The organism is Amphritea sp. 1_MG-2023, assembly GCF_030547545.1.
Taxonomy (GTDB): Bacteria; Pseudomonadota; Gammaproteobacteria; order Pseudomonadales; family Balneatricaceae; genus Amphritea.
This window is the reverse complement of sequence record NZ_JAUOQE010000020.1, coordinates 1-20,272: the sequence shown is the minus strand read 5'-3', so window position 1 is coordinate 20,272 and position 20,272 is coordinate 1. Positions and strand designations below refer to the sequence as shown.

The window sequence follows — 20,272 nt, the reverse complement described above, 5'->3', positions numbered from 1 at the left end:
TGCTGATGCTGGCTCATAAATGTGCGACTGAGCACTTTCGTCGGCTGTATTTAACGACCTATTGCCCCATGATGATGCCTAGGATTGATCAGCCAAACTGACCATCAAGCCTAGGTTGCAACAGGATCGGTGTGTAAGGAATTAAAAAGAGTAACCAAGCGATGACCCATAAGCCGCCGGAGATATGGATTGACACTGAATGAAGCTCGGGAATCAGTGGCAGAAACACCCGGATAAGCCCCGATATCATCATCAAGATAAAAGCCACGACGGTGATTTTAGCCAGCTTCAATGGTCGTGCGGTATGCCCCAATGATACGCGAGCCATCATGCCGATGGTCATCGATCCGATTGCACCAGCAGCAAAGGCATGAATGGCAAGGTAGGGGGATAGAGAGGCCATCCCAGAGAGAGCCTTCAGGGCAAACCCGAGTGGGATAAATAGGTAGGCTAAGTGCAAAACCCAGATCAGCGGGTTGCGTAGCATGCGTAATTTGAACCAACCACTCAGGCGAAGTAAATGGACGGCAGCATTGAGCGCTGCCAGTAGGTTGGCAATCAGTGTGAAGGGTGATAGATCGGCGATCAACCAAGCGGCCGCTAACGGGATGACTGAAGCCTCCAGCCAGCGGTATCGCTTGGCTTCAAATGCTAACGCGCGTTCCGTAAAGAAGGGAATAACGCGTCCCCCCATGACGATCATAACCACGATGATCAGCCCTAAACCCAATTGCAAACCACTGCCTAGGGTTGTTTGCGTGATACCCAGTAGTTGCAGATGAATCAGTGCGTTAGCCAGCGTCAGTGCGAGTAAAATAATGACAAAGACAAGGTTGCGATAGTTGCCTGAGCGGATAACTGGCACACCAATGACTAACGCGATCAATGGTAAAAAAAGCAAATCGGTTACCGCGATGAGGACAGCGGGAAGTGGAGTAATGAGTTCTGCGAAAATGGGTAATAAACGCCCTGCTAGCCAGAGCAGAAAAAGTCCAGCCAGTTGTGCGCCGTAAGGTGTTTGTATCGAGGTCCAGTTACGTACAGCGGTCAATAAAAAACCGGCAATCACGGCCACCGCATAACCAAACAGCATTTCATGACCATGCCATATCTGACTGAGTTGATAGTACTGATAACCGGGTTGAGTTTTACTTAACAGTATCAGCCAATAGCTCATGAGTAACATGCTCGACAGTGCTGCGAATAAGAAAAAGGGACGAAAGCCCAGATTAAAAAGGGCAAAGTGTTTGCCTTGATTTGGTTCTTGAATCTGCATTAATAATTGCCCTTAGTTCATGCTGCAATAAACATACTATTGTCTTAAATTTCAATGACTGTGATGGCACCTTTTATCGCGGGGTAGGGTAGAATTGAGTTATTCAGATTCACTCTTACTCGGCGATTAGTTATGCGGCCAACGTTACGCGGATTTACCTTATTTGTATGCAGTCAGTGTTTAATGGCTTCGTTAGCGGAAGCAGACATTAGTGTGACAGATAATGATGGGCGTGTGCTTGATATTGCTCAACCGGCAAAGCGGGTGATTGCCTTAGCGCCTCATATCACTGAAAACTTGTTCGCGATCGGCGCGGGTGATTATGTGGTCGGTGTGGTGAGTCATAGTGACTATCCCCCACAGGCACAAACGATTCCCATCGTGGGTGATTCTCAAGGATTCAATTTAGAAGCCATTATTGCCATGCAGCCCGATCTGGTGGTGGCTTGGTCTGGAGGGAATCCATCGCTGCCGCTACAGCGGCTCGAGCAGTTGGGGATTCCGGTTTATTATTCAGATCCTCAAGCGTTTAGTGATATCCCGCATAACCTTCGCGCATTAGGGCAGCTGCTGCAATTGCCTGAAGCGGAGTCTCAGGCTGCACAGTTTGAAACACGTTGGCAACAATTGCAGCAAACTTATGCTGATCGAACCAAGCTGCGGGTTTTTTATCAACTCTGGCATCAGCCGTTGATGACGGTGAATAACAGTCAGATGATTAGTCAGGTTATTGATCTGTGTGGCGGCGAGAATATCTTTGCTGCGCAGTCAGAGGCGGTGCCTCATCTGGGGATCGAATCGGTTTTACAGGCCGATCCGCAGGTTATTCTAACCGGGGAAAATGTCCCAGATGGCTGGCAGCAGCAATGGTTGTCATGGCCAGCGTTAGCGGCTAGCCGGCATGAGCAGTTTTATCGGCTTAATGAAGATCTACTCTATCGGCCAACGATGCGTCTACTCGAAGGCGCTCAGCAGGTTTGTGAGGCGTTACAGCAGGCACGGGATGTGAATCCCAAGTGAATAACTGCGAGCTAAACGCCACAGAGCGAATGTCATCCGCGCTGTTTGTCGTTGTGTGTCATGGTGCCGAGCTGAATGCTGTATTGATATTGATTTAGCGCCTTTATTCGGTCAGCCCTTTGAAGAATGACTTGGTATCTTTAGCGGCTTCTTTGGTGGCATCCCAAGCGGTTTCAGCGCCTGCTTGTGTACTGCAGGCGGCGCGTGCAGCGATACATTTAGATTTGCAGCCGCTGACAGCAGCATCATCGGTCATATGTTTAACTTCGCATTTGGTTTCACACCACGCTTGCTCATCGGCGCAGTCCGCTTGTGCCAATGGCGCTAATAACATGGCTGAAAGGGTCAGTGGGGTGATTAAACGCAACATATTGGTTTCTCTCAACTGTCTGTTAGGTTTGTTGAATGTGTTAAGTGTGTTAGACCCGTAGATGAGGTCTGTGTTCGTGCTATTCAATAGCACTCTTTAATAGAACTCTTTAATAGTGCTCTTTAATAGCGCTCGTTAATAACTATTATTTAATAGCACGTATCAATTGATGTGATTCATTCGCGCTAAGTTTACTGTTCTCTACTGCCATTCTACAACGTGAGCGTTTATGTCTTCGACACGTTCGGTTTGCGCGGCTGCCATAAGATCTCTTCTCCTTCCTGTCGGGCCAGCATACGAGCGGCAACAAACAGTAGATCCGATAGTCGGTTCAGATATTGAGCGCTTATCTGATTGACTGTCTCCTGCTGTGTCAGTTCCACCATCCGTCTTTCGGCTCGACGACAGACACTACGGGCTTGATGGCAGAGGGCTGCTGCTCGATTACCGCCCGGAAGGATAAACTCCTTTAAGGGAGGCAAGGTGCTGTTCATCGCATCGATCTGTTGTTCTAGCTCGGTGATCACTGCATCATTGATCACGGTGTAAGCGGGATCGGCAACGGCCAATTCACCACCCAGATCAAATAGATCATTTTGGCACTGTAGCAACTGCTTCCTTAACGGTTCCTGAGCGGGGAGTTCAGCAATCAGGACACCGAGTAGGCAGTTAAGCTCGTCGGTGTCACCGAGGGTTTCGATACGTGGGTGGCACTTATCCACTTTATGGCCATTGGCCAGTGACGTAGTGCCCTTGTCACCGGTACGTGTGTAGATTTTAGTCAGACGGTTTGTCATGTTAACTCCCAATAAAAAGGCCGGGTTTAATAGCCCGGCCTCTGGTGTTCAGCGATAAATGTTCAGTTATTAGAAACTGTAACGGGCTGTCGCGGTGACTAAGCGATCCTGAGTATAATAGCCATAATTGGTTTGATATACCTTATCGAATAAGTTTTCAACCCGCGCACCTAGCTGCCACTCAGGGGTGATTTGATAGGTTGTGAAAAAGTCGACAACAGCAAAGGAAGCCAGAGAACCGCTATAAGTATCACGCTTGCCTTCCCAGATGAGGGCACTGCCCGCCGCCCATTGGTTGGTGGCATAGTTAATCTGCCATTTAACCGTGTCCTGTGGTCGGTTTAACAGTCTCTTCCCTGTGGTTGCATTTCTCGCATCAACGTACTGATAAGACAGTGTTTGATTCCAGTTGCCATAGCTGATCTGATAACTAGCCTCTGCACCTTCGATTTCGGCTTTATCGATATTGATAACTGAGGTATAAGTACTGTTCGAGCTAATCAGGTTCTTGACGTTTGTTTTGTATAAACTAACTTCCCAGTTGCTGATTTCACCCTTGCCTGAAAAACTCAATTCTGTTGTTTCGGATTCTTCAGGTTCTAGGTCTGGATTGCCTTGGTAACCCCAGGATGGATTAGTCAGATAAAGATCGTCAAATGTCGGAGCTTTATAGGCTGTGCCATAGCTCAACGCTACCTTTACGGGCTCAAATTGATATGCATAACCTAAGCTATAGGTTGAGTTATCGCCAAATTGATCATCGTCGGTATAGCGGCCACTCGCTTCAATTTGATAACGTTCACCTTGATGTAACAAACCGGCAAACAGCGCTTTGGTTTCACGGCTAGTATCAGTATATGTAGCGCTACTATCGCTCAGATCATCATCAGTATAATCGATACCGGCCGTTACGGTATTGTTGTCGATAAAGAAGCTATTCAGCCAGTTAAGCTGTTTGCGTTCAGTCACATAGCGCGTACCATCATTGCGGCTGGTACCGTTGCCATAAGTCAAATTATCGTCTCTGGTAAATGCCGCCGTGACAGCGCTTTCAAAGCTCTCGTCAGCGTAACTGATTTTGCCCGAGTAAAGTTCGTTTTCAAAATCAGATTCATTACCACTATAAGACGAATCGAACTCACTGTTACCTTGCCACTTAGCGGCTTGCAGGGTGAGATCGAACTGTTCATTCAGTTGTTGGTTTACTGTGATATTGGCGGATTGATTGCGATAACCGTCTTTATCTGTCTCGCTGTCATCTTTTACATCGATACCATCATCATGATCACTAGATACCGATAGTAGTATGCTGCCGGTGTCACTGTATTGTTGTACGATGTTTGCGGCAATTTTTTTTGTGCCTTGATCACCCACCGTTACGGCGACAGAGCCGCTGGTTTCGCCGGTAGCTTGTTTGGTGAAGATCTGAATAATGCCGCCAATGGCATCTGAACCATAAAGCGCAGAACGTGGCCCTCTGACAAACTCAATTCTTTCAATCTGATCGACAGGTATCAATTCTAGACGAGTACCTGATGCTGAAGAGGTGCCGATGCGGAGGCCGTTTAACAGAATCAAGGTTTGATCCGACTCTGTGCCTCGGGTGAAGAGACTAGCCGCCTGACCACGGGCACCACTGCTGGTAAAATTGACTCCGGGTAGCAAGTTGATGGCCGCTTTGGCTGAACTCACCTGAGAACGCTGTATCTCTTCGGCGGTAATAACCGAGACGGATGCGATCGTTTCGGTTGCAGCTTGCTCGATTCGGTTAGCCGACACCACCATGGTTTCTAGAGTATTGGTGTCTGATGTTTGAGTAGTAGCGGTGTTTTCCTGTGCTACAGCGGTAGCAGAGATCAGCGAAGTACCCAGCAGTACAGCCTGATAAAGGGGGAGTCTGTTCATTATAATTCCTGTTTAGCGCACCCACCGTGCACTGAAAAAGTGGACTGACTACTGGCCGGTCTCCGGGCTTGTAACCTGATCGGTGATGAGCCGATCATCAAACAACAACTGACACCTTCCCATGACAGTGGCTATATCAGTTTTGCAGTTACTTACCGTTGCGGGGGCAGCGCTGGAGTTGCTCTGTTGAGGAGCGCACCAGTCTTCCCGATTAACCCTAGCTGTAGAATCAGCATTGGGCACCAGTAGAACGAGGCGCTACTTTATGTTGCAGCTGCGCTCTGGTCAAATGAAAATCGGTCAGCTATTGATGAATTCGGATCATTTGATTGAACTTTTGATGATATAGCTTGTCTCGGGCGTCAGCCGACCCTATCGATTGTTTTATGGGGCGGCGTGATGTGACGCATATTTGATTAATGTTTAATCAATATCTGGAATGTGCTTTTTGCTAAATTGAGGTAGACGGTCCATCGCATCGGCAACGATATTGCTGTCGGGGGTGAGATTTTTTTTATCTTTTGGGTCTTTGTAGGGCAGGGCGTCAAGGACAATCTTCATGGCGCTCAGACGGGCGCGTTTCTTATCATCGGACATGATGGTGGTCCAGGGCGCAAATTCCGTATGGGTATAGTGATACATCGCTTCTTTGGCTTTGGTGTAATCAGCCCAGCGCTCAACGGAGGCGATATCCATCGGGCTGAGTTTCCACTGTTTCAAAGGGTCTTCTCGGCGTTCTTCAAAACGACGAAACTGTTCCCGTTGGTTCACTGAAAACCAAAATTTAAAGAGCCATACGCCACTTTCAACCAACATCTGTTCTAGCATCGGAGTGTGTTTGAGAAATAACTTGTAGTCCTCTTCGGTACAGAACTCCATGACCCGCTCAACCCCCGCGCGGTTATACCAAGAACGGTCAAATAGGACGATTTCGCCCGCATTGGGTAGTTCCTGCATATAGCGTTGATAGTACCACTGTCCCTGTTCGGCACTGGAAGGTTTGTCGAGTGCGACGATACGGGCGCCCCGCGGATTTAGGTGCTCGGTGAAGCGCTGAATCGCACCACCTTTACCGGCAGCATCTCGGCCTTCAAAAATAATGATCACTTTCTGACCGGTCTTCTTGATCCAGTTTTGCATTTGTAGCAACTCTATCTGGAGCCTTTTTTTCTCTTTTTCATAGTCGCTGCGTGGCATCTTGGTGTCGTAAGGGTAATCCTCGCCTAGCCCTAAGGCTTTACGTTTATCGGATGCACTGATCTGTGTTTTATCCTTTGTCATATTCATACCCTTGAGAGTCCGATTATCTTTGAAAATAGTAACGCACGAGGCTGAACAGCAAGCTAGTCGTGACCGTTTCCCTTACTCATGTTGCGAATAGCCTCTAATACTAGGTGATTAGCCGGTGTTGCAATATGCGCTTGATCAGCTTTAGCGCAGAAATAACCGGTGATGGTTTCAATCTCTGTGGGGCGCTGATGGCTGATATCCTGCTGCATAGAGGAGTAGTTATCGGCGGTTAGTTCAGCGACATCCCAAGCTTGTTCCATCAGCTTACGTTCAAACAGTGTAATTCCCAATGCGTGGGCCACCTCATCGACCTCTTTGCATAGCTGAGCCATCGCCGCGCGTCGATCAGTGTATTTTAATAACTCACCGTTACGGCAGTTATACAGCGCGGTGAGCGGATTAATGGCACAATTGATGGCGAGCTTGCGCCATAAAACACTCGTCATATCGGTGGCTAGCGAGAGCTGATTATCGACCTTGCTGAGCGCCTCAAACAGGTCATCGTTGCCGCTGTTTGAGAGACGACCTATCTGTGTAGTACCGGTGCCTGCACGTATTAAGTGCCAAGGGGCATCAAAGTAAGCGCCATCGGTGGTACTACCCGCCCAGACTTCTAGCTGAGGGTTAGCCGTCGTCAATTGCTGTTGCGGCCCCATGCCATTATGTAATAACCATAGACGGGCGTTTTTCACGAGCCGTGAGCGCACCGCGGTAAAGGCGTCGATAACAGCAAACGACTTAGTGGTAATCAGTAAGTGAGTAATCGGGGTTTGATGGGCAGCCAGCTGCGCCGGTGGATTGAAGCGCTCGGTGGTCGCGCCATCGGTCAGTGAAAAGCCGTCAGCCTCAACGTATTGCGCTAGTTTTTCAGGCGTATGGAGAATCAATGTAACCCGATGGCCGGCTTGCTTTAATTTAGCGGCCCAGAGTAACCCGATAGCGCCAGCGCCCAGAATATGCCAGTGCATAGGTCAGAATCCTGTACTGAATGGGGTATGTGTCTGACCATCATAACGGTATGATAGGCAGGATCAAACGAATTTACCGTCAGTGGGCGGCTGTAGTGTTTTAAGGAGTAATGTGGATGCCATCATTTGATATCGTTTCTGAACTGGATATGCATGAAGTGAATAATGCCGTAGACCAGGCTAATCGAGAACTCGGTACGCGCTATGATTTTAATAAAGTCGATGCCAAATTTGAATTGGCTGGTGAAGTTATCACGCTGCAAGCTGAAGTGGATTTTCAGTTACAACAGATGATGGATATTCTGCGCAATAAGCTGGTGGGTCGTAAAATTGATACTAAGAGCCTAGATATTGCTGAGCCGCAAACGGTCAATATGCGCGCCCGTCAGTTGGTGACACTGAAACAAGGGTTAGATCAACCGCTGAGTAAGAAAATCATTAAAATGATTAAAGATAAAAAACTCAAGGTTCAGGCACAGATTCAGGGTGATCAAGTACGGGTGACGGGTAAGAAGCGAGACGACTTGCAAGATGTCATGGCGATGCTGCGAGAGGCCGATCTAGACCTGCCGCTGCAATACACCAACTTTCGAGATTAAGACGGCGGTTAGCGTCATGGCTGATCATTAACTGAAAGGAAACGATCTATGCAGGAGTCTCAGGCTAGCTGGAAAGAGTCGCTAGAGGCTTTTCTTCACCCGCGTGTTGTCGTGATGTTGGTGTTGGGTTTTTCTGCAGGTATTCCTATTCTGTTGATCTTCTCATCACTGTCTCTATGGCTACGCGAGGCCGGTGTCGAGCGAGCGGATATTACCTTTTTTAGCTGGGCGGCATTGGGCTACTCCTTTAAGTTTGTCTGGGCGCCCTTGGTTGATCAGCTACCGCTACCCTGGCTTTCCCGTTTACTGGGCCGCCGCCGGAGTTGGTTGTTATTGGCGCAGCTGGCCATTATCGCCGCGATTGGTACGATGGCGAGTATTGATCCCGCTCTGGGGCAAGAAGGGCAGGTCGCTATGGCTCTGGCAGCGGTGGCACTGGGCTTCTCGTCGGCGACACAAGATGTTGTCATTGATGCTTATCGTATTGAAGCGGCGGATACTCGGCTGCAAGGTATGATGTCAGCGGCTTATATCGCCGGCTATCGTGTGGCGATGGTGGTTGCTGGGGCTGGCGCATTGGTCATCGCTTCGGGGTTTGGTACGGAGCTTGGCAATTATCACTATGAGGCTTGGCGAAATACCTATTGGATTATGATGCTGGCGATGTTGATCGGGGTTGCCACAACCCTAATGATCAAAGAACCAGAGGCTAGTGCACAGCGCAATTATCATCACAGTGCGCTTGAATATAGCCGGTTTTTAGTGCTGTTCGCGCTCTCCTTATCTGGTTTTATTGTTTGCTTTTATCTGACATCAGGTGTCGCGCAAGCGTTAAAAGTGCAGCTTTCTGCGTTACTGTTGAATGATGCTTTAGCTTCTTTTTTGATTGAAATATTGCGTTTCTGCATAGCTGGGAGTGTTAGTTTCTTACTGGCTAAGGTGTTGTTAGTGAGTGGTTTGGTGCAGCGCTCGATGGTGGATGAAACCTACGTTGCTCCCGTAAGAGAGTTTTTCCAGCGTTATGGCAAAGGCACCGCCTTGCTGCTGTTACTGCTGGTGGGGAGTTATCGTATATCCGATATTATTTTAGGTGTTATTTCGAATGTTTTTTATCTGGATATGGGCTTTAGCAAACAGCAAATAGCCACCGCCGTGAAAACGTTCGGGGTGGCGATGGCTATTTTTGGTGGATTTTTAGGCGGGCTGTTGGCCATGCGGCAGGGAGTGATGCGAATTTTGTTCCTTGGGGCGCTGTTATCGGCCATTACCAACTTACTCTTTATGATATTAGCCGATCAAGGCGCAGACTTGCTTTGGCTTTATATTGTGGTGGCCGCCGATAACTTATCGGCAGGCTTGGCGGGCGCGGCCTTCGTGGCTTTCTTGTCGAGCCTCACGAATATCTCATTTACAGCGATGCAATATGCGATTTTTAGTTCGTTAATGACGTTGTTACCGAAAATATTGGGCGGCTATTCGGGTTCCATCGTTGATAGTGTGGGCTATGAGTGGTTCTTTATTTTCACCACGTTGGTGGGCTTGCCGGTGCTGTTGTTAATCGTTGTGGCGAATCGCTGGTTGCCTATCGCCTCATTAGACAGTAACGTGACTAAAAAAGCGGTCGCGGTTAATAGCGGCTGAAGTGGGTATATTAAAATGATCGTTTCAGGGGCCATCACGGGGCACTGAAGTGGCTATTTTTTAGGCTGGAGTGATACCGATGAGTCAGTTTTTGAATGCCTTACCAAAGGCTGAATTACACCTTCACCTAGAAGGCTCGTTAGAGCCCGAATTGATGTTTGCCTTGGCGGAGCGTAACGCTATTGCGTTGCCCTATACCTCCGTAGAGCAATTGCGTAAGGCCTATGATTTTGGCAACCTGCAGGATTTTCTGGATCTCTATTATCAAGGCGCTGCGGTGTTACAAACCGAGCAAGATTTTTATGATCTAACCTGGGCCTATATACAGCAGTGTCAGGCGCAGCATGTGCTGCATATTGAGCCATTTTTTGACCCTCAAACCCATACCGCTCGGGGTATCGCCTTTGAAACAGTGATCAATGGCATCAGCCGAGCCCTTGCGGACGCTGAACGTGAGTATGGCATTAGTTCTGGCTTGATTATGTGTTTCCTTCGCCATCTGAGCGAGGCGGAAGCCTTTGCAACATTGCAGCAGGCAAGCCCTTTTCTGGATAAAATTATTGCTGTTGGTTTGGATAGTTCTGAACAGGGGCATCCGCCCGCTAAGTTTGCCCGGGTGTTTGCCAAGGCGCGTGAGCTAGGCCTGCTGACGGTGGCGCATGCGGGTGAAGAAGGCCCAGCACAGAATGTCATTGATGCACTGGATGTCCTTAAAGTCGATCGGATCGATCATGGGGTGCGAGCGATAGATGATGCCGAACTGATGCAGCGCTTGGCGCGAGAAAAGATAGCACTAACGGTCTGCCCTCTGTCGAATACTCGACTGAAAGTTTTCGACGATATGAGTCAGCACAATATTCTGCAGATGCTGGCACAGGGCGTGAAAGTCACGGTTAATTCCGATGATCCCGCTTATTTTGGTGGTTATCTTACCGAGAATTTTATGGCCCTCGAAACAAGCTTAGGGATGACCCATGAGCAAGCGATAGCGTTAGCGCGTCATAGTTTTGAATACAGTTTCGCTACACCAGAACGAAAGGCGCAACTACTTGAGCTGTTAGAACGTTACGCGGCTTCCCGTTAGCGCACCACTATATGACTATTTCAGTCGTGGTTGTGCTTCATCAGGAAGGTTAAAATATCACTGCGATCGCGAATTAAATGGCGTGCATTCGCTTGATAAATAACCTTGATATCGGCAAGGTTTGCTTCCAAGCGTGCTTGAGTCGCTTTAGCGTCGAGTAGTACGTCTTTACCCGCAACGATGGCCAGCGTCGGGGCTTTGATGGTTTGTAGAGTTTGATCGCTGAAGATCGGTAGTTTATCCAGTCGGGGGATAACATGTTGGCTGATCAGCGTAAAAAACTGCTGAAATTTCAGATCTATCGCCGATGGGTTTTTCTCTTCAGGGCCGAAGATCATCTCATGCACTTTGCGTTTACCCCATTTACCCAGCAACATCAGTGGTAGGGCTTTGAGAAGAAATTTCCGTTGTGGGCCAACACCGCCGGGTACTAACAGGGCGAGTCGATTGACGTTTTCTGGTCGGCGATTAGCGTAATCCAATGCCAGCCAGCCGCCGAGTGATTCACCCACGATGGCAACATTAGACAATGATAACCCTTGCATTACCTCATCTAACCATAAAGCGTAGGCATCGCTATCCATCGGTAGGCGTACTGCTGCGCTTAAGCCCGGCTCGCCAATCATATCGATTGCATAGAGGCGAAAATGCTTCGACCATTCCTCGATATTATGTAACCAAGCGGTGGCGTTAGACATCGCACCATGCATGAGTAATAGCGGCGGCAGTGTAGCGTCACCACAGGCCAACACATGGGTGTCCCCGTGGTGGGTTGGCAAGGTTAGCGACTCAACAGCAACCGGCCAGAGTGTCAGCACTTCGTTATAGCATTGTTTGACTGCGTGCTCACCGTCGGATGATTTGTATATTGTCATGGTTGATCTCTACTGATATCTAAGGCTGTGGGTATGACAGCTTACAGGGCATGAAGGCTTTTGTTAAAAGTTTGCTTTGACTCCCATCATTTAAGGTCTGAGCGACCTCACTCGAGCGCAATAAAACAAAAAGCCAGCAATACTGCTGGCTTTTATTAACACAGAATCTCTAGATATTAGAGACGCAGTGCGCCATCGACTTCGATGCAACGACCGTTTACATAGTCGTTTTCGAGGATAAAGGCGACTGTATTGGCGATCTCTTGTGGCTTACCCAGACGTTTCGCAGGGATCATCGCTTCAACTTTTTCCAGCGCTTCCGGTTTCATACTCAGCACCATTTCGGTACCAATGAAGCCTGGTGCAATAGAGGCGGCACGAATACCGTAACGCGCGAGTTCTTTGGCCCAAGTGACAGCCATTGCCTGAACACCCGCTTTGGTGGCCGTATAGTTGGTTTGACCCATGTTGCCGTTACGTGAGATCGAAGAGATATTGATGATGCAGCCTTGATTACCCAGCTCAATCATCTTAATTGCGGCTTCACGACCACATAGGAATGTACCTGTCAGGTTAACATCCATAACGAGGTTCCAGTTGTCCAAGCTCATCTTGCTAACAACTTTACCTTCTTTAACCTTGATAAACAGACCATCGCGAGTGATGCCGGCATTGTTAACCAGTCCATTCAGCGCACCAAAGTCGGCGACGACATCGTTGAACAGTTTAACCACGGAGTCTTCATCAGAGACGTTAGCGATGTAACCTCGCGCTTCTACACCGAACTCCATGCATAGACCAATAGTTTCATCAAGACCTTCCTGATCAAGATCTGCGAGGGCCAGTTTCGCGCCTTTTGCGGCAAGTTCGAGTGCCATTGCACGACCTAGGCCACGGCCGCCGCCAGTAATAACGATTACTTTATCTTTCAGTTCCATCAGTTTGACTACCTTATCTTCTACATTTTATTTTCGTTTTTATTATAGCTGCTTTTGTGCGATGCAAAATGCTTGGTTAAGAACTTATAACGCTTCTGCAAAAAAGTCTACTCATTGAACTAATTTTTATTAAAAATCCTTATTAAACAATAGCTTGTGTGTTTGTTTTTTGTAAGGCATATCATAACCATATGATTTTTAAGTGTAAAAGCACATGCCTATTTAGGGGGATTTGTATAGTTTTTTAGTCGTAATGCTGCAAATGCGATCAATTTTGGCAGGGTTGAAAAAACCGCAAGAGTCCCTAACTATATTGAATGTTCAGGATTTTTTCTGACGGCCTTAGCGCGCTTAACATAAATGCTCGTCGGGGTTGTTTTTAATAGCTTGTGGCTGTTTAGAGGGTCACATTGGTTCAATGTGAGGTCTGCGTACAACTCGCGTGTAAGCCACTTTACCTTTTTAGAGACAGAATTGGAGCTTTATGCGCTTTCTTCTATTACTTTTTATCATCATTCCGGTGATTGAGATCACGGTGCTGATCAATGTGGGTCAGGCGATAGGTGCTTGGTACACGGTTGGTTTAGTGCTGTTGTCTGCTTTTATCGGCGTCAATATGCTGCGTTATCAAGGCTTATCCACTCTCGCTCGGGCACAGCAACGCATGAATTCAGGGCAAATTCCTGGCAACGAGATGGTTGAGGGAATTGTACTTGCTGTGGGTGGCGCGCTGTTATTGACTCCTGGCTTCGTCACCGATGTTATTGGTTTTCTCTGCTTGATTCCCTATACGCGTCAATGGCTGAGCCGATTTGTGATGAGCCGTGTAACGTTAGTGGCGATGTCTAAGCAGCAACAGGGCTCTGAGTTTGAAGATTCTCTTCATCATGAGCAGTATTCTTCAGCGCATCGGGGTCGTGAAAAGTCGGGCGACATAATCGATGGAGATTTTCGTCGCGAAGACTAAAAATATTTTTACGCTGGGTGTTGAAATGTCTTTTGACGCCCCCACTTAGAGTGTCATCCAAGGATTTGTAGTAACGCTTTGTTGCTGCACTTTATAAAACAAAACTGACTTTTTTTGATCAACGGATCAGGAGAGAGATTCAATGAAAATTCGTCCGCTTCACGACCGTGTCGTTGTCCGCCGTAAAGAAGAAGAAGCAACTACTGCCAGCGGTATTGTACTGCCAGGTTCAGCTGCTGAAAAACCTAACCAAGGTGAAGTTCTGGCTGTAGGGACTGGTCGTCTTACCAGTACCGGCGAGATTCAAGCGCTGGATGTTAAGGTTGGCGACACTGTACTGTTTGGTCAGTATGCAGGTTCTAACACTGTTAAAGTTGATGGTGAAGAGCTACTGATCATGAACGAAAGCGATATTTACGGTGTACTGGAAAGCTGAGTTAAAGCTTTCGGTAAGAATTTCTAATTGAATTTTTTTAGACACAGGATTTTTAAAAATGGCTAAAGAAGTACTGTTTGGTAACGATGCTCGCGTACGTATGCTGGCGGGTGTAAACATTCTGGCTGATGCAGTTAAAACCACACTGGGACCTAAAGGTCGCAACGTTGTTTTGGATAAAGCATTCGGCGCTCCTACCGTCACTAAGGATGGTGTATCTGTTGCAAAAGAGATCGAGCTGAAAGATAAGTTCGAAAACATGGGCGCTCAGATGGTTAAGGAAGTTGCTTCCCAAGCCAACGATGTTGCTGGTGATGGCACCACGACGGCTACGGTACTGGCTCAGGCAATCGTTAACGAAGGCCTCAAGTCTGTTGCTGCCGGCATGAACCCAATGGATCTGAAACGCGGCATCGATAAAGCCTCTGCAGCGGTTGTTGAACAACTGAAGCTGATGTCAGTTCCTTGTGCCGATGGTAAAGCGATCGCACAGGTAGGTACTATCTCTGCTAACTCTGACACTCAAGTGGGTGACATCATCGCTGAAGCGATGGCGAAAGTTGGTAAAGAAGGTGTTATTACCGTTGAAGAAGGTTCAGGTCTGGAAAACGAGCTGGACGTGGTTGAAGGTATGCAGTTTGATCGTGGCTACCTGTCACCATACTTCATCAACAATCAAGAAAACATGAGTGTTGAGCTCGAAAGCCCATACATGCTGATTGTTGATAAAAAAGTATCTAATATTCGTGATCTGCTACCGATTCTGGAGCAGGTAGCTAAAACGTCTCGTCCGCTGCTGATTATTGCTGAAGATGTTGAAGGCGAAGCGTTGGCGACACTGGTGGTTAACAACATGCGTGGTATCGTTAAGGTCGCTGCGGTTAAAGCACCTGGTTTCGGTGATCGTCGTAAGGCGATGCTGGAAGATATTGCTATCCTAACAGGCGGTACTGTGATCTCTGAAGAGGTTGGTCTGAGCCTGGATACGGCGACTTTGGAGCAACTGGGTCAGGCGAAGCGCGTAACAATTACGAAAGAAAGCACGACTGTTGTTGATGGTGTTGGCGATCACGCTGGCATTGAAGCACGTGTTTCTCAGATTCGTGCACAGATGGAAGAAACATCGTCTGATTACGATCGTGAAAAACTGCAAGAGCGTGTGGCTAAATTGGCCGGCGGTGTGGCAGTTATCAAAGTCGGTGCTGCTACCGAAGTTGAGATGAAAGAGAAGAAAGCTCGCGTTGAAGATGCGCTGCATGCAACGCGTGCTGCGGTTGAAGAAGGCGTTGTACCTGGCGGCGGTGTTGCACTGATCCGCGCGATGGACAATGTTGGCGCGCTGCAAGGCGACAACCACGATCAAACCGTTGGTATTGAGTTGGCTTTCCGTGCACTCGAAGCGCCGCTGCGTCAGATCGTTGGTAATGCCGGTGAAGAAGGTTCCGTGATCGTGGCTAACATCCGTGAAAAAGGCACAGGTAACTTTGGTTACAATGCGGCTAGCGGTGAATACGGTGATATGCTGGATATGGGTATTCTGGATCCAGCTAAAGTAACCCGTTCTGCACTGCAAGCGGCTGCATCGGTTGCTGGTCTGATGATTACCACTGAAGCGATGGTTGCTGATGAGCCTGCTGAAGCTGGTGCTGCTGGTGGCATGCCTGATATGGGCGGCATGGGCGGTATGGGTGGTATGGGTGGCATGATGTAAGAGTGTTAACTCTATTGGTGTGACCCTAACACCGCATAAAGGAAAGCCCGAATAGTACTATTCGGGCTTTTTTATGCGTCGCTTATCAAGCTCAAGCTGCAATAATATTTTTCTGTCAGAATGCTGGGTACTCTGATGTTAGTTGCTCGTCACCGTTTAGGGAAGGTGCGAATAAGTCCGTTGTGTTCTCTGCGAAGATTTGAATGGCCAGATACGCGAAAGCCAGTGCAGCTAAATGTCTGGACCTTTTCAAGCTGGCTGACAAAGTAGATGACCACTCTAATATCCGCCCTTCGGGGCTTTCAGAGAAGCAGGATCTCAGCGTTAACATTTTTCGACGTACAACCAGTATGCCTGTAACGGTTGCCTTGATCTCCAGCTTCTCTGTAAGCCAGAGGCGTAATTGACTTATTCGCACCTTCCTTAACTCGACTCGTGGGCCTCTTATGTGTGTTTATATGAATAATCTCAAGCGCCATTGAAAGCGGCCAATTGAAAGTACGATAGAAAGCGCTATGTCGCTGTCGGCGGTGGCTACGCTAAAGGCTGAGCTAATTGAGCATTTTGTTTTTTCGCTTGCGCGATGAAACCCTGCAAGTAATCAATATGTTGTTCGTTCTTGCGAATACCGATAAAGATCTGTTTACCAATCCCTTGCTCGCCAAAACGAATGCTCTTGATAGGCATTGATTTCGAATATTCATCGACTAGCCAGCCCGGTAGGGCACAAACACCTCGACCCGCGGTCACCATCTGTAACATGATCTCAGTGGTTTCAATGGTTTTGTGTTTCTTAACCGAACACTTTGCTGGATTAAGAAATTGACTAAAAATATCCAGCCTTAGCGGCTCTACAGGGTAGCTGAACAGCACCTCTTCGCTTAGCTGTTCGGGTAAGACAAAGTCTTGCTTTGCCAGTTTATGCGCGGCAGAAACGACGAGGCGATGCTCATAATCAAAAACAGGAATGTAGTCTATATTGGGCTTAAATAGTGGGTCTGGTGTGATCAGTACATCTATTTCGTAGCTAAGTAATGCACCTAAAGCCCCAAACTGAAACTCCTGCTTCACATCCATATCGATGTCTGGCCACTGCGCGAGATAAGGCTGAATGACTTTCAGTAGCCATTGATAGCAAGGATGGCACTCCATGCCAATGCGTAGCGCCCCCACTTCACCTTTTGCAATTTGATTGAGTAATAACTCTGTGTGTAAAAACTGCGGTAATACTCTATTCGCTAACGCTTGAATGCGCTCTCCTGCAGTAGTAAGGCGTAGGTTTCGACCCTCTTTTTTCCAGATCGGCGTCGCCACTTGGCCTTCGAGTTTTTTGATACTGTGACTTAATGCCGATTGGGATAAGTGTAATGAATCAGCCGCTTTAGTTAGGGTTCCATGTTCTTTTATTGCATTGAGTATTTCTAAATGGATTCTCTCTAACACCTGATAACTCCTAGCCTTAACGATGAACTAAATTCATTGATTGGCGAAATTGTATCATTTTAATTCATCAAATAAGTCGGTTGATCATTAACAGCAAAGGCGTTAATGATCATGACGGTAGGTGATTCTGGTTACTAGCGATTTGCTGATGACGTGAGCGAGAGTCATTCATTTAAATCGCCATCAACACAGTCGTTGTTATTGTGCTGAAGGGATATGCTGGTTATTGAGTGTTCCACTCGCTGAAGGGGCTCCATTCACGTTCATGGTGGTGAAGCGTAAATGGTATGCCCTCGTTATCTTTTTTGCCTTGAGTTCAGCGTTAGCCGTTTAACCATGAGTTAACGTCAATACGTCCCAGTTAAACAGTAAACCGGCTCAACGTGACTCTGTCACACGACGGGCTGGTTACCGGCTGGCGAGTTCTGCTCGGATGATTTCTGTCCCAGCATTTAAGGCATCTAATTTAGCCCTTGCGACATGACGAGATAAAGGCGTCATACCACAGTTGGTACAAGGGTAGAGCTTGTCGGCATCGACATATTTGAGTGCTTCTCGTAGTGTATCGGCGACTTCCTCAGGTGTTTCAATGCTATCTGTTGCCACATCAATAGCTCCTACCATCACTTTTTTACCGCGAATCAGTTCCAGTAGTTCGATTGGCACATGAGAGTTATGACACTCTAGTGAGATAATATCGATATTAGATTTTTGCAGTTTAGGGAATACTTGTTCGTATTGACGCCACTCAGACCCCAAGGTTTTTTTCCAATCGGTATTGGCTTTAATGCCATAGCCGTAACAAATATGAACAGCGGTTTCACACTTAAGCCCTTCAATGGCTCTTTCTAGCGTCGCAATACCCCAATCATTGACCTCGTCAAAAAACACATTAAAAGCAGGCTCATCGAATTGGATAATATTCACCCCCGCGGCCTCTAATTCTTTCGCTTCTTGATTAAGAATTTTGGCGAATTCCCACGCTAATTTTTCGCGACTGTGATAATGATCATCATACAGCGTATCGATCATTGTCATGGGGCCTGGTAGAGCCCATTTAATGGGTTGTTTGGTTTGTTGACGTAAGAACTTGGCATCTTCAACAAATACGGGCTTTTGACGCGTAACGGGACCGACAACGGTTGGTACACTGGCATCATAACGATCACGAATTTTAACGGTTTTGCGTTTGTTAAAATCAACGCCGCTGAGGTGTTCAATAAACGTCGTTACAAAATGTTGACGTGTTTGCTCGCCATCGCTGACAATCGTAATACCGGCTTGTTGCTGATCCTGTAATGACAAACGTAAAGCATCTTGTTTGCCGCCAATTAATTCCTCACCCTGTAATTTCCAAGGAGACCAAAGTGTTTCCGGTTGAGCTAGCCAAGTCGGCTTAGGTAAACTGCCTGCCGTGGAGGTAGGTAATAATGTTTTCATAATCGGTGATGCCGTATAGTGGGTTTAATGTTTCAACGTCTTTATGACGTTCAACTACAACGTTCAGCTATAAAGTTCAGCTATAAAATTCAGTTATCAAGCAAAGTTAGCAGACCATTGCTCAAGAAAAGCTTGATACGGTTTGATGAAATGCTCCTCAGTAAACTTCCCTTGCTCATTCGCCAATTGAGTACGCTCTTCTCGGTCATAAACAATTTGCGTTAATGAGTGATCTTGATTCTTCATATTCGGTTGATAGCAATTTCCTGCAGCCGCATTGGCGTTATAAATTTCAGGTCGATAGATCTTTTGAAACGTTTCCATGGTGCTGATGGTGCTTATTAGCTCAAGATTAGTGTAATCATTAAGCAAATCGCCAAAGAAAAAGAGAGCCAACGGTGCAGCGCTATTTGGCGGCATAAAGTAGCGTACTTGTAAGCCCATTTTTTTGAAATATTGCTCCGTCAGCGATGCTTCATTAGGTTGATATTCAAAGCCTAATAACGGATGTTGATTGTCAGTCCGATGGTAGATTTTGTTATCTGAAACGCTGAGGCATATAACCGGTGGCTTTTTAAAGTTTTGCTGATAGATTTCCGAATTGATGAAATATTTAAAGATATTTCCATGTAGTTCGCCAAAATTATCGGGAATGCTAAATTCGCCTCGATCTTTATTATGCTCTCGCAACAATACGCTAAAGTCATAGTCTCTTACATAAGAGGAAAAATTATTTCCGACAATGCCTTCAATGTGTTTGTTAGTCTTGTGATCAACAATATTCGTTTTCAATACTTCAATGGATGGGAAAGTATGGCCACTGCCATTAATATCTAAATCAACGGAAATGATTTCAAGCTCGACAGAATAACGGTCTCTTTTGGGATTATCCCAATTGGCTAAGGCATTAAAGCGATTATCGATCATCTTTAAAGCGTTGCGTAAATTCTGTTGGCGGCTCTGGCCTCGGGCCAAATTAGCAAAGTTGGTAGTAATACGCGTATTGTCTGAAGGGTGATAGTTTTCATCCAGACAAGTGCTCTTAATTGTAAATGTAAAATCTTTGTTGATGATCATCAGCTATCCAGTTTTCTTCTTTGATTTCTCAGTCTGTCGTCTTCACTATTTTTTGGATCTATGCCTAAAAGCTTAGGGAAGGTGTGAATAAGTCAATTACGCCTCTGGCTTACAGAGAACATAACGGACTTATTCGCACCTTCCTTAGTTAAGAACCAACTGCAATATTGTTTAAAGTTAAAAGCAGAAAGTGTTTTATACGGGGTTCGTTGCATGAAAAAAATTGATATTACTTCATTGATTTATGATCGTTGTTCATGGGTGGTGTTGTTCGTCAATTTTTTACCATGACGCTCTATCATTTCGGGTATAAGGTCGCCGATGTCGATGCAGACTAAGGAAGGTGCGAATAAATCCTTTATATTCTCTGCGGACATTAGAATGGCCAGATACGCGAAAGCCAGTGCAGCGAAATGTCTGGACCTTTTCAAGCTG

19 protein-coding genes and 1 riboswitch are annotated in these 20,272 nt (G+C 46.9%); of the genes, 7 read left to right on the top strand and 12 right to left on the bottom strand.

Going from position 1 to position 20,272, the window contains the following annotated elements; all coding sequences use genetic code 11:
- Positions 1–88 precede the first annotated feature (88 nt).
- Entirely contained in the window at positions 89–1,276 is a 1,188-nt protein-coding gene (locus tag Q4488_RS11680; RefSeq protein ID WP_303580653.1) for an NnrS family protein, read from the bottom strand.
- 213 nt (positions 1,277–1,489) lie between these two features.
- Here Q4488_RS11680 and Q4488_RS11675 point away from each other — a divergent pair, with 213 nt between their 5' ends.
- The gene (locus Q4488_RS11675) at positions 1,490–2,296 is read left to right on the top strand and encodes a cobalamin-binding protein (protein WP_303580652.1); all 807 of its coding nucleotides are present in this window, start codon (positions 1,490–1,492) and stop codon (positions 2,294–2,296) included.
- A 103-nt stretch (positions 2,297–2,399) separates the two neighbouring features.
- Here the strand turns inward: Q4488_RS11675 and Q4488_RS11670 are convergent, their stop codons facing one another.
- From Q4488_RS11670 to Q4488_RS11650, 5 genes are all read right to left on the bottom strand, one after another.
- Positions 2,400–2,666, bottom strand: a complete 267-nt coding sequence (locus tag Q4488_RS11670; RefSeq protein ID WP_303580651.1) for a hypothetical protein — start codon at positions 2,664–2,666, stop codon at positions 2,400–2,402.
- Between the two features lie 227 nt (positions 2,667–2,893).
- Complete coding sequence (locus tag Q4488_RS11665) at positions 2,894–3,463, bottom strand: cob(I)yrinic acid a,c-diamide adenosyltransferase (protein ID WP_303580650.1); 570 nt, start codon at positions 3,461–3,463, stop codon at positions 2,894–2,896.
- 69 nt (positions 3,464–3,532) lie between these two features.
- The gene (locus Q4488_RS11660) at positions 3,533–5,368 is read right to left on the bottom strand and encodes a TonB-dependent receptor (RefSeq protein ID WP_303580649.1); all 1,836 of its coding nucleotides are present in this window, start codon (positions 5,366–5,368) and stop codon (positions 3,533–3,535) included.
- Positions 5,369–5,403: 35 nt separating this feature from the next.
- Positions 5,404–5,630: riboswitch (cobalamin riboswitch) on the bottom strand.
- 161 nt (positions 5,631–5,791) lie between these two features.
- On the bottom strand, positions 5,792–6,649 hold the full coding sequence (gene ppk2, locus Q4488_RS11655) for a polyphosphate kinase 2 (protein WP_303580648.1): 858 nt from the start codon (positions 6,647–6,649) through the stop codon (positions 5,792–5,794).
- Positions 6,650–6,711: 62 nt separating this feature from the next.
- Positions 6,712–7,626 (bottom strand): ketopantoate reductase family protein, encoded by a 915-nt coding sequence (locus tag Q4488_RS11650; RefSeq protein WP_303580647.1) that lies wholly within the window; start codon positions 7,624–7,626, stop codon positions 6,712–6,714.
- Between the two features lie 116 nt (positions 7,627–7,742).
- Between Q4488_RS11650 and Q4488_RS11645 the strand changes: the two genes are divergently transcribed.
- From Q4488_RS11645 to Q4488_RS11635, 3 genes are all read left to right on the top strand, one after another.
- The gene (locus tag Q4488_RS11645) at positions 7,743–8,225 is read left to right on the top strand and encodes a YajQ family cyclic di-GMP-binding protein (protein WP_303580646.1); all 483 of its coding nucleotides are present in this window, start codon (positions 7,743–7,745) and stop codon (positions 8,223–8,225) included.
- Between the two features lie 48 nt (positions 8,226–8,273).
- Positions 8,274–9,866, top strand: a complete 1,593-nt coding sequence (locus tag Q4488_RS11640; RefSeq protein ID WP_303580645.1) for an MFS transporter — start codon at positions 8,274–8,276, stop codon at positions 9,864–9,866.
- Positions 9,867–9,945: 79 nt separating this feature from the next.
- Entirely contained in the window at positions 9,946–10,950 is a 1,005-nt protein-coding gene (locus tag Q4488_RS11635; protein ID WP_303580644.1) for an adenosine deaminase, read from the top strand.
- Positions 10,951–10,970: 20 nt separating this feature from the next.
- On the opposite strand, the gene Q4488_RS11630 is transcribed toward Q4488_RS11635, so the two are convergent.
- Both Q4488_RS11630 and Q4488_RS11625 read right to left on the bottom strand, forming a co-directional pair.
- Positions 10,971–11,825 carry an alpha/beta fold hydrolase gene (locus tag Q4488_RS11630; protein ID WP_303580643.1) on the bottom strand — a complete coding sequence of 285 codons (855 nt, stop codon included), beginning with the start codon at positions 11,823–11,825 and terminating at the stop codon, positions 10,971–10,973.
- A 176-nt stretch (positions 11,826–12,001) separates the two neighbouring features.
- A complete protein-coding gene (locus Q4488_RS11625) occupies positions 12,002–12,763 on the bottom strand; it encodes an SDR family oxidoreductase (RefSeq protein ID WP_303580642.1) in 762 nt (253 codons plus the stop codon).
- Positions 12,764–13,247: 484 nt separating this feature from the next.
- Here Q4488_RS11625 and Q4488_RS11620 point away from each other — a divergent pair, with 484 nt between their 5' ends.
- The 3 genes from Q4488_RS11620 (at position 13,248) to groL (ending at position 15,877) form a co-directional block, all read left to right on the top strand.
- Entirely contained in the window at positions 13,248–13,730 is a 483-nt protein-coding gene (locus Q4488_RS11620; RefSeq protein ID WP_303580641.1) for an FxsA family protein, read from the top strand.
- Between the two features lie 142 nt (positions 13,731–13,872).
- A complete protein-coding gene (locus Q4488_RS11615) occupies positions 13,873–14,166 on the top strand; it encodes a co-chaperone GroES (protein WP_303580640.1) in 294 nt (97 codons plus the stop codon).
- 58 nt (positions 14,167–14,224) lie between these two features.
- Positions 14,225–15,877 (top strand): chaperonin GroEL, encoded by a 1,653-nt coding sequence (groL, locus tag Q4488_RS11610; protein WP_303580639.1) that lies wholly within the window; start codon positions 14,225–14,227, stop codon positions 15,875–15,877.
- A gap of 534 nt (positions 15,878–16,411) precedes the next feature.
- Here groL and Q4488_RS11605 read toward each other — a convergent pair.
- From Q4488_RS11605 to Q4488_RS11590, 4 genes are all read right to left on the bottom strand, one after another.
- Complete coding sequence (locus tag Q4488_RS11605; RefSeq protein ID WP_303580638.1) at positions 16,412–17,320, bottom strand: LysR family transcriptional regulator; 909 nt, start codon at positions 17,318–17,320, stop codon at positions 16,412–16,414.
- 408 nt (positions 17,321–17,728) lie between these two features.
- Positions 17,729–18,760: a methionine synthase gene (locus tag Q4488_RS11600; protein ID WP_303580637.1), complete on the bottom strand. Its 1,032-nt coding sequence runs from the start codon at positions 18,758–18,760 to the stop codon at positions 17,729–17,731.
- Between the two features lie 96 nt (positions 18,761–18,856).
- Positions 18,857–19,831, bottom strand: coding sequence for a DUF1852 domain-containing protein (locus tag Q4488_RS11595; protein WP_303580702.1), 975 nt, complete (start codon positions 19,829–19,831; stop codon positions 18,857–18,859).
- Between the two features lie 248 nt (positions 19,832–20,079).
- A partial coding sequence (locus Q4488_RS11590; protein WP_303580636.1) for a hypothetical protein occupies positions 20,080–20,272 on the bottom strand: 193 nt, incomplete at its 5' end.